The organism is Symbioplanes lichenis, from assembly GCF_030709675.1.
GTDB lineage: Bacteria > Actinomycetota > Actinomycetes > Mycobacteriales > Micromonosporaceae > Actinoplanes > Actinoplanes lichenis.
On sequence record NZ_JAUZQD010000050.1, the window covers coordinates 1 to 1137 of the forward strand.

Here is a 1137-nt window from a genome sequence, read left to right on the forward strand (position 1 = left end):
CGCCGCCTGACCCTGTCGCCGCCCTCGACCTCGGCGCCCGGCCCGCGCCGATCGTGGCCGGGGGCTCAGGGGGCGGGGCGAGCCCTATTGTGGGGGCATGCCCGGAACCCCACCCACCCGGTTCGTCTACCTCGGGCCCGAGGGCACCTTCACCGAGCAGGCGCTGCGCACCATCCCGGCCGCCGAGCACGGGCTGCGCACCCCGGCCCGCAGTGTGCCCGAGGCGCTGGAGGCGGTGCGGTCGGGCGAGGCCGATGCCGCCCTGGTCCCGCTCGAGAACTCCGTCGGCGGCTCGGTGCCCGTCACCCTCGACGAGCTGGGCACCGGCAGCCCGCTGGTGATCACCCGCGAGGTGGTCCTGCCGGTCGAGTTCGTGCTGGCCTCGGCGTCGGCCACCCCCCTTTCCCAGGTACGCACGGTGGCCGCGCACCCGATGGCCTCGGCCCAGTGCCGGGGCTGGCTGGCCGCGACCATGCCCGACGCCGTCGTGGTGGACGTCCTCTCCAACGCCGCCGCCGCCGTGGCCGCCGCCGAAGGGGAGCACGACGCGGCCATCTGCGCGCCGATCGGGGTGCCCCGCAACCATCTGACCGTGCTCGCCGACAAGATCGCCGACCGCCCCGACGCCGTGACCCGCTTCGGGCTGCTGACCCGGCCGGGGCCGCCCGGGCTGCCGACCGGTGACGACGTCACATCGCTCGCCGTCTCGATCCCCCACGACCATGTCGGCGCCCTGCTCGCGGTGCTGACCGAGCTGGCCGTCCGGGGCATCAACCTGTCCCGCATCGAGTCCCGGCCGACGGGCGAGCAGCTGGGCGTCTACGTCTTTTTCCTGGAGTGCTCGGGCCACGTGGCGGAGCCTCGGCTGGGCGAGGCGCTGCAGGGCCTGCGCCGCATCTGCGCCGAGGTGCGCTTCCTTGGGTCGTACCCCCGGCACCGCTGGTCGGAGCAGGCCGGCGGCGAGCAGCCCTCGCAGCCCGGCCTCACCAACGAGGACTTCGCCGACAGCGCCGCCTGGCTCGCCCGCCTCCGCGCCGGCGAGATCGCCTGACCCTCCGGCCCCGCGCCGGCGGCCACCCGGCCCCCCACCACGCCGGCGGCCACCCGGCCCGCCCCGCGCCGACGGTCGCCCGGCGG

At 76.8% G+C, this 1137-nt stretch carries 1 protein-coding gene; it reads left to right on the forward strand.

Annotated elements, in window-relative coordinates; translation table 11 throughout:
* The first annotated feature begins 97 nt into the window (after positions 1 to 97).
* Positions 98 to 1051 carry a prephenate dehydratase gene (gene pheA, locus RAN62_RS40995; protein ID WP_305790307.1) on the forward strand — a complete coding sequence of 318 codons (954 nt, stop codon included), beginning with the start codon at positions 98 to 100 and terminating at the stop codon, positions 1049 to 1051.
* The last annotated feature ends 86 nt before the right edge of the window (positions 1052 to 1137 follow it).